8 protein-coding genes are annotated in these 7,948 nt (G+C 70.0%); 5 read left to right on the top strand and 3 right to left on the bottom strand.

What is annotated here, in order from left to right; genetic code table 11:
- The 3 genes from AB0J68_RS21945 to AB0J68_RS21935 form a co-directional block, all read right to left on the bottom strand.
- The coding region (locus AB0J68_RS21945; protein WP_363940267.1) for an FG-GAP-like repeat-containing protein at positions 1 to 1,401 on the bottom strand (1,401 nt) is incomplete at its 3' end.
- Between the two features lie 101 nt (positions 1,402 to 1,502).
- Positions 1,503 to 1,763, bottom strand: a complete 261-nt coding sequence (locus tag AB0J68_RS21940; protein ID WP_354859945.1) for a hypothetical protein — start codon at positions 1,761 to 1,763, stop codon at positions 1,503 to 1,505.
- Positions 1,763 to 1,996: a hypothetical protein gene (locus AB0J68_RS21935; RefSeq protein ID WP_363940265.1), complete on the bottom strand. Its 234-nt coding sequence runs from the start codon at positions 1,994 to 1,996 to the stop codon at positions 1,763 to 1,765. Before AB0J68_RS21935 ends, AB0J68_RS21940 begins: the two co-directional genes overlap by 1 nt.
- A 210-nt stretch (positions 1,997 to 2,206) precedes the next feature.
- Here AB0J68_RS21935 and AB0J68_RS21930 point away from each other — a divergent pair, with 210 nt between their 5' ends.
- From AB0J68_RS21930 to recA, 5 genes are all read left to right on the top strand, one after another.
- Positions 2,207 to 3,178 carry a LuxR C-terminal-related transcriptional regulator gene (locus AB0J68_RS21930; protein WP_354859949.1) on the top strand — a complete coding sequence of 324 codons (972 nt, stop codon included), beginning with the start codon at positions 2,207 to 2,209 and terminating at the stop codon, positions 3,176 to 3,178.
- A gap of 166 nt (positions 3,179 to 3,344) precedes the next feature.
- Complete coding sequence (locus AB0J68_RS21925; RefSeq protein WP_363940263.1) at positions 3,345 to 4,949, top strand: FAD-dependent oxidoreductase; 1,605 nt, start codon at positions 3,345 to 3,347, stop codon at positions 4,947 to 4,949.
- A gap of 129 nt (positions 4,950 to 5,078) precedes the next feature.
- On the top strand, positions 5,079 to 6,446 hold the full coding sequence (locus AB0J68_RS21920) for an MFS transporter (protein ID WP_363940261.1): 1,368 nt from the start codon (positions 5,079 to 5,081) through the stop codon (positions 6,444 to 6,446).
- A gap of 4 nt (positions 6,447 to 6,450) precedes the next feature.
- Positions 6,451 to 6,651 (top strand): DUF3046 domain-containing protein, encoded by a 201-nt coding sequence (locus AB0J68_RS21915; RefSeq protein WP_354859956.1) that lies wholly within the window; start codon positions 6,451 to 6,453, stop codon positions 6,649 to 6,651.
- A 184-nt stretch (positions 6,652 to 6,835) separates the two neighbouring features.
- Positions 6,836 to 7,882 (top strand): recombinase RecA, encoded by a 1,047-nt coding sequence (gene recA / locus AB0J68_RS21910; protein ID WP_354859959.1) that lies wholly within the window; start codon positions 6,836 to 6,838, stop codon positions 7,880 to 7,882.
- Positions 7,883 to 7,948 lie beyond the last annotated feature (66 nt).

Below are 7,948 nucleotides of genomic sequence, written 5' to 3'. Positions count from 1 at the left end.
GTTGAAGCCGCCCCAGCCGCTGCCGATCTGCTGGTTGCCGCTGAAGGGGACGCCGTTGTCGCGTTCGATGTTGTTGGGGTACAGCAGGAGGGCACCGCTGGTCGTGCGGCCCACCAGGTCCGTGTAGCCGTCACCGGTCACGTCCGCGCCGACCAGCGTGTCGAAGCCGCTCCAGCCGCTGCCGATCTGCCGGTTGCCGCTGTACGGGACCCCGTTGTCGCGTTCGATGTTGTTCGGGTAGAGCCACAGGGTGCCGTCGGTCTTGCGGGCCACCAGGTCGGTGTAACCGTCGCCGGTCACGTCCGCGCCGACCAGCGTGTCGAAGCCGCTCCAGCCCTGGCCGATCTGCCGCGCCGACGAGCTGCTGTACGGAGTGCCGTTGTCGCGTTCGATGTTGTTCGGGTAGAGCCACAGGGTGCCGTCGGTCTTGCGGGCCACCAGGTCGGTGCAACCGTCGCCGGTCACGTCCGCGCCGACGATCCGGTCGAACCCGCCCCAACCGCTGCCGATCTGCCGCGACGCGCCGCTGCTGTACGGGGCGCCGTCGTCACGAACGATGTTGTTGGAGTACAACAACATCGTTCCGTCTGACTTGACGGAGATCAGGTCGGTGAAGCCGTCACCGGTGACGTCGGCGTTGATGATCCGGTCCGCGCTGCTCCAGCCGCTGCCGATCTGCCGGGACGAGCCGCTGCTGTACGGGACGCCGTTGTCGCGCTCGATGTTGTTCGAGTACAGCCACAGAGTGCCGTCAGTCTTGCGGGCCACCAGATCGTGATAGCCGTCGCCGGTCACGTCGGCGACCCCTGGGTCCTTCACCGGAGCCTGGCCGCCGGTGGTGATGTTGTTGTAGCGGCGGGCGACGTAGTTGCTGGCCGGGTGCGAGTCGATGAGACCGTCCCCGCCGCCGCTGAGCGTCTCGGTGTCGATCTTCACCGGGGTCGATCCGAAGGCGTAGTACTCGAACGTGCCCGTCGACTGGTTGATCCAGCGCTTGAAGAGGATGACGTGCTGGCTCGCCGAGTTCAGGATGTCGCCCGGCTGGAGGTCGCTCTTACTGATCTGCTTCGACACCGTGTACATGTTGTAGGTCGTCTTCGACGTCGAGAGGTGCCAGGCCATCGAGACGAACCCGGAGCAGTCGGTGCGGTAGTTCTTGCCGTTCTCGTCGCGGTAGTAGCCGCCCTGGCTGTAGGGGATGCTGCCGCGATTGTCGTACCAGTACTTGGCGCGGCTGAGCACCTCGGTCGGACTGATCGACCCACCCACGCTGGAGTCGGCGAAGGCTGCCTCGGGACTGCTCGCCAGCACCGTGGCGACGCCCCCGGAGAGGCCGGCGCCGGCGGCGAGTGCCACGCCGAGCGCCATTGTGGTCAGGCGACGAATCGCATTTCGTTGCATGGTGTTCCTTTCTGATTAATTCCGATTTCAAGGCAGGTTTGTCCGTCCGCCGAACGGTATCCGTCGGCGGAGGCGGGAAAATTGAACAGGTGATGCCGTGGTCAGACGATTCGCCACGGGCCGAGCAGTGGGCTGCTGGCGATTGTGCGGTCGACGACGCGGCGCAACGTCACGGCGGCTGCCGTCGGATCGTCGGTGTCCACGAAGGCCAGGATGTCGGCGCTGTCCGGGCCGGCGCGGACTCGAAGGTGTTCGATACCGCTCCCGGCCGTGGCGTTCACGTGGATCAGATTTCGCAGCGTCGCCGGGTCGATGGCGGCCGTCGAGGTGAGCGGGGCGATACGGATGTGCGTCACGATCATCAGGACCACTCCGACGGGTCGACCGGGGGCGGCGAGCCCCAGCCAAATCCCTGGCCTCCGAACTGGCCGGTCGAGGCGTCCTGTGCGGGACCACCCCAGCCGAACCCCTCCGCGAGCGCCGCCATCGCACCCGGTTCCGAGTTCAGGATGATCGCGAGGGCGAGGGCGAGGCCGAGTGTGAGAATGGCGATCGAGGTACGGTAATTGGCATTGATAAAAGTGGTTATGCTCATTGACGTCTCTCCTGTGCTTGGAATGTCGATTCCGGAGGCTCCGTGGTCGTTGTCGCCGCCGTGAGAGAAGCATCGCGGGCCCACGGTGCCCTGTCACCAGGTTCGGCCTGGCGTGACCCCGCCCGGCGGGACCACGCCAGGTGCGGAACGGGTCCACGAGAACGCTCGATACGCGGCAGAATGTCGATTGGTTCTACCGGGGGAGGGGTCATGTTCGACCTGCTGGGACTGTCCGCGCAGCATGAGGCGGTCTATCGCGCCATGCTGCAGTGTCCCGACCTGAACGTCGCCGGCCTGTCCGATCACCTCGGCGTCTCGCCGGGGGAGGTGACGGCGGCACTGGACGTGTTGGCCGACCTCGCACTCGTTCGGCTCGACTCCCTGGGCGATCACGCCCGGCCGGTGCGACCGCAGGCCGGGTTGATGGCGCTCCTGACCAAGGTGGAGGCCGAGGTCGCGGTCCGGCAGCGGCAGGTCGAGGCGACCAAGGCCGCCATCGCCGCCATCGCGACCGCCCACGACGACTACCACCAGGTGGCGGAGGGGCGGTTGCTCGCAGGGGTCGACAGCGTCCGGGACCGGCTTGCCGAGTTGGCCGACACCGCCCGCGCCGAGTGTCTCTCCTTTAGCAGCGGCGGCGCACAGAGCCCGGACACGCTCGAGGCGGAGGCGCCGCTCGACCAGCAGGCTTTGCAGCGGGGTGTCCAGATCCGCAACGTCTATCAGGACAGCTTCCGCAACGACCCCGGCACCCTCGCGCACGCCCGCTGGCTGGCCGGCCTCGGTGGGCAGTCACGCACGACGCCGACGCTGCCGATGCGCATGGTCATCGTCGATCGGGAGGTCGCACTCGTGCCCATCGACCCGGCCAATCCCCGGCAGGGTGCACTGGAACTGCGCAGCCGCGGGATTGTTGCCGGGCTTATCGCGCTCTTCGAGCAGGTGTGGCACGCCGCGACTCCGTTCGGCGAACAGGCGGCGGCCGACGAGCAGGGTCTCACCCGGCAGGAACGCGAGCTGCTGCGGCTGCTCGCCGCGGGGCACACCGACGAGTCGGCGGCCCGCAAGCTCGCAATCTCCCTGCGCAGTGTGCAGCGCATGATGACGTCCCTGACCGAGCGGTTGGGCGCCGCCAGCCGATTCCAGGCCGGCGTGCAGGCGGCCAGCAACGGTTGGGTGTGAGGGGGCGGTACGGCACGGTCGTCGGCTCGGCCGGTAGCGAGATCGGTGACAAAAACCGCCACCGCCGGCGGTCGGTGAGGTGATACCTACCGGAAACGGCGTTGCGTGATCCGCGTAACAGGTCCTCTGCAGACTCACGTGAGTCGATCTTGTAGGGGAGGCGTTCATGAGCGATCAGACGCAGTCGACGGTGAGTCGGCGTGGGTTCCTGCGCGCGGTCGGGATCAGCGGCGGTGCCGGTGCGATGCTCGCCACGATGGGAGCCATGGGTCTCGCGCCCAGCGCCGACGCGTCGGTGACCCCGGCGTTCCGGGCGCCCGAGCCGTCCGACTTCACCCTGACCGGCCGGCCGGGGGCCAGTGTCGTCGTGCTCGGCGGTGGCATCGCGGGGCTCACCACCGCGTACGAGCTGGGCAAGGCGGGCTACCACTGCACGGTCCTGGAGGCGCGGCACCGCGTCGGCGGGCGGAACCTGACCATCCGTGGTGGCGACGTCGAGACCGACCTCGACGGGCACACCCAGCGGGCCGGCTTCTCCGACGGCGTCTACTTCAACGCCGGGCCGGGCCGGATCGCACAGTGGATGGTCACCATGGACTACTGCCGGGAACTCGGCGTACCCATCGAGGTGTTCACCAACCAGAACGCCGACGCCTGGATCTACAACGAGTCCGCCGGGATGACCGAGCCGATCCGGTATCGCACCGCCAAGGCCGACGTGTACGGCTACGTCTCGGAGCTGCTCGCCAAGGCCACCGACCAGGGCGCGCTGGACGCGCGGCTCACCACCGAGGACCGGGACCGGCTGCTGTCGTTCCTGCAGGGCTTCGGCGCGATCGGCGGGCGTGCCAACGACTGGGCGTACGCCGGGACCAACCGCCGCGGCTTCTCCGCGTACCCCGGCGCCGGCAACGACGTGGGGACGCTGCTCGGCGCGCCGCCAGCGCTCTCCGACGTCTTCGCCAGCAACGTGGGCCGGTACTTCTCCTTCGAATTCGGCTACGACCAGGCGATGCTGATGTTCCAGCCGGTGGGCGGCATGGACCAGATCCCGCGTGCCCTCGCCAAGGCCGTGGGCGGGCACCGGATCCGACTCGACGCCGAGGTGACCGGAGTGACCGACCGGGGCAGCCGGGTCGAGGTGACCTATCGGCAGGGCGGCCGGGAGTCGCTGATCACCGCCGACTACTGCGTGGCGGCGCTGCCGCCGCACCTGATGGCCCGGGTGCCCCACAACCTCGGCGCAGGGGTGACCGCCGCCCTGGCCGACTTCCCGGTCACCGCCGCCGGCAAGATCGGCCTGGAGTACCGCAGCCGCTGGTGGGAGACCGACCAGCGGATCTACGGCGGCATCACGGAGACCGACCTGGACCTGTCGCACATCTGGTACCCGTCCTACGGCTTCCACGGCAAGCGTGGCCTGGTCGTCGGCTACTACAACACCGGGGCGAACGCCAGGGCGTACAGCGGGCTCACCCCCGAGCAGCGCCGGGAGCGCGCGGTCAGCCAGGGGGTGAAGATCCACGGCGACAAGTACCGCAGCGAGCTGGTCACCTCGTACTCCCACGCCTGGGACCGGACCCGCTACATCGAGGGCGCCTGGACCTCGCCCCGCTACGGCACCGCCGGATACAACCTGCTGCTTCAGCCGGCCGGGCGGGTCTACTTCGCCGGGGACTGGCTGAGCCACGAGGTGGCCTGGCAGCACGGGGCGTTCGTGGCGGCCCGTTCGGCGGTGTCGTCGGTGCACCAGCGGGTGATGGCCGGCTGACCGACGGGCCCTCGCGAAGATCCGCGCGGGCGCGGCGAGGCGGCCCGGCGGGCGGGGCAGCCCGGCGGGGGCGTCGGGGTTCGGGGTGGGTGCGCGAGGATGGGGTCACCCCGTCCTCAAGGAGCGCCGATGGCCACCGACCTGACCGTGCCGCGTACCGGCGGCGCCGGGCTCGACGTCGCGCCGATCCAGCGGCGCACCATGCGGCTGCTCTTCACCACCCAGATCATCGGCGGCGTCGGTGTGACCATCGGCATCTCCGTCGGCGCGCTGCTCGCCGCCCGCATCGCCGGTACCGCGGTGGCGGGCGTCGCGCAGAGCGCCGGGGTGGTCGGTGCGGCGCTGCTCGCCGTCCCGGTCACCCGGATCATGGCGCGGCACGGCCGTCGTCCCGGCCTGGTGCTGGCGTACACCGTGGGCGCCGTCGGCGGCGTCCTGGTGGTGGTGGCGGCGGCCACCCGTTCGGTGCCCCTGCTCTTCCTCGGCATGCTGCTCTTCGGCGGTGGCACCGCCGCGAACCTGCAGGCCCGCTACACGGCGGTGGACCTCGCCGAGCCGACCCGTCGAGGGCGTCAGCTCTCGCTGATCGTCTGGGCCACCACCATCGGGGCGGTGGCCGCGCCGAACTTCGCCGCCCTGGCCGACCGGGTCACCACCGGCTGGGGGCTGCCGCCGCTGGCCGGCCCGTTCGCGTTCAGCGCGACGGCATTCGTGCTGGCTTCCGTCGTACTCCTCGGGTTGCTCCGCCCCGACCCGTTGCTCACCGCGCGGCGGCTCGCGTCGGCCGACGCGCCACCGACCGCCGTCGGGCCGCCCGCCGACGCCGCGCCGACGGCCGGTGGGGCCGGGCCGGCCACCGCGCTGGTCCGTGCGCGCGCGCCGCGCACCGCCGGAATGCGGCTGGCCTGGTCGGTGGTACGCGGACAGCCAGCCGCCCGGCTCGGCATCACCGCCGTGGCGATCGGTCACCTGGTGATGGTGGCGGTGATGGCGATGACCCCGGTCCGGCTCGGTGAGTCGCACGCCGACGCCGACGTGCTGCGGCTGGTCGGGATCGTGTTGAGCCTGCACATCGCCGGCATGTACGCGTTCGCCCCGGTGGTCGGCTGGCTCACCGACCGGCTCGGCCGGCGGGCGGTGATCCTCGGCGGGGTCGGGCTGCTGCTGGCCGCCTGCGCGGTCGCCGGCACCGCCGGGCACCACACGCCCCGGCTCTCGATCGGTCTGGTCCTGCTCGGGCTGGGCTGGTCGGGGACGATGGTGGCCGGCTCGACGCTGCTCTCCGAGTCGGTGTCGGCCGGTGTGCGGCCCAGCGTCCAGGGGTTCTCCGACCTGATCATGGGGTTGGCGGGGGCCAGCGCCGCGGTGCTCAGCGGGTTTGTCATGCAGCTCGCCGGTTATCCGGTGCTCACCCTGCTCGCGGCGGTCGCGACAGTGCCCCTGGTGGCGCTAGCGTTGCGCCCGGTGCCGACGGGGGCACCGGGCGAGGAGGGTTGATCACGTGCGGCTGACCGACTTCTGGGCGCGGTTGGAGGAGGCGTTCGGGCCGGGCTACGCGGCCAGCATCGCCCGCGACCAGGTGCTGTCCCAGCTCGATGGGCGGACCATCGAGCAGGCGCTGTCGTCGGGGGAGCAGACGCACGTGGTGTGGCGGGCGGTCTGCGCCGCGTACCCCGACCGCGTACCCGCTCGACTACGCTGAGCAGCCTTTTCGCCGGTTCCGCGTGTCGCTTGTCGAGTCGTACACCTGTTCGGCTATTGTCCACAGCGGGGTGCTCGTCCACAGCTCGCGGCCCGTCGGCTGGTTTTCTGTCGGACCCAGCGCCTAGCGTGTCCGCGTGACGCGAAGCTCAGCAAAGACGCCGGCGAAGGCAGGGGTGGCAACCATGGCAGCAGGGCCTGACCGGGAGAAGGCACTCGACCTTGCTCTCGCTCAGATTGACAAGCAATTCGGCAAGGGCTCGGTGATGCGGCTGGGTGACCGGCCGGTCGTCCAGACCGCGATCATTCCCACCGGCTCCATCGCGCTCGACGTGGCCCTCGGCATTGGCGGCCTGCCCCGTGGCCGGGTGGTCGAGATCTACGGTCCCGAGTCCAGCGGTAAGACCACGGTGGCACTGCACGCGGTGGCCAACGCCCAGCGCAACGGCGGCATCGCCGCCTTCATCGACGCCGAGCACGCGCTCGACCCGGAGTACGCGAAGGCCCTCGGCGTCGACACCGACGCGATGCTGGTCTCCCAGCCGGACACGGGCGAGCAGGCGCTGGAAATCGCGGACATGCTGATCCGCTCCGGCGCTCTGGACATCATCGTGATCGACTCGGTGGCGGCCCTGGTGCCGCGCGCCGAGATCGAGGGCGAGATGGGCGACAGCCACGTGGGCCTCCAGGCCCGGCTGATGAGCCAGGCACTACGGAAGATCACCGGTGTGCTCAGCAACACCGGCACCACGGCGATCTTCATCAACCAGCTGCGCGAAAAGATCGGCGTGATGTTCGGCAGCCCGGAGACCACCACCGGTGGTCGGGCGCTGAAGTTCTACGCCTCGGTCCGGCTCGACGTGCGACGCATCGAGAGCCTCAAGGACGGCACCGACGTGGTCGGTAACCGCACCCGGGTCAAGGTCGTGAAGAACAAGGTGGCCGCGCCGTTCAAGCAGGCCGAGTTCGACATCATGTACGGCAAGGGCATCTCGCGTGAGGGCTCGCTGATCGACGTCGGCGTGGAGCAGGCGATCATCCGCAAGTCCGGCGCGTGGTACACGTACGACGGCGACCAGCTCGGCCAGGGCAAGGAGAAGGCCCGGGAGTTCCTGAAGGAAAACCCGGACGTGGCCGCCGAGATCGAGAAGAAGATCCTGGAGAAGCTCGGCGTCGGGGTTGGCGCGAGCGACGCCGCCGGTGGCCCGGAGCTGCCGCCGGTCGACTTCTGACCGGTCGCTGACCAGTGGCAGGACGACGCGCCCGTACGGGGCGGGGCTGGGATGCCAGCCCACCCC

This window comes from Micromonospora sp. NPDC049580 (assembly GCF_040675595.1).
GTDB lineage: Bacteria > Actinomycetota > Actinomycetes > Mycobacteriales > Micromonosporaceae > Micromonospora.
This window is presented reverse-complemented; position numbering and strand designations above follow the sequence as displayed.

Bases quoted from the DNA above. Each gene is read 5' to 3' on its own strand.
- AB0J68_RS21940 (WP_354859945.1), bottom strand. From the start codon at position 1,763: ATGATCGTGACGCACATCCGTATCGCCCCGCTCACCTCGACGGCCGCC.
- AB0J68_RS21935 (WP_363940265.1), bottom strand. From the start codon at position 1,996: ATGAGCATAACCACTTTTATCAATGCCAATTACCGTACCTCGATCGCC.
- AB0J68_RS21930 (WP_354859949.1), top strand. From the start codon at position 2,207: ATGTTCGACCTGCTGGGACTGTCCGCGCAGCATGAGGCGGTCTATCGC.
- AB0J68_RS21925 (WP_363940263.1), top strand. From the start codon at position 3,345: ATGAGCGATCAGACGCAGTCGACGGTGAGTCGGCGTGGGTTCCTGCGC.
- AB0J68_RS21920 (WP_363940261.1), top strand. From the start codon at position 5,079: ATGGCCACCGACCTGACCGTGCCGCGTACCGGCGGCGCCGGGCTCGAC.
- recA (WP_354859959.1), top strand. From the start codon at position 6,836: ATGGCAGCAGGGCCTGACCGGGAGAAGGCACTCGACCTTGCTCTCGCT.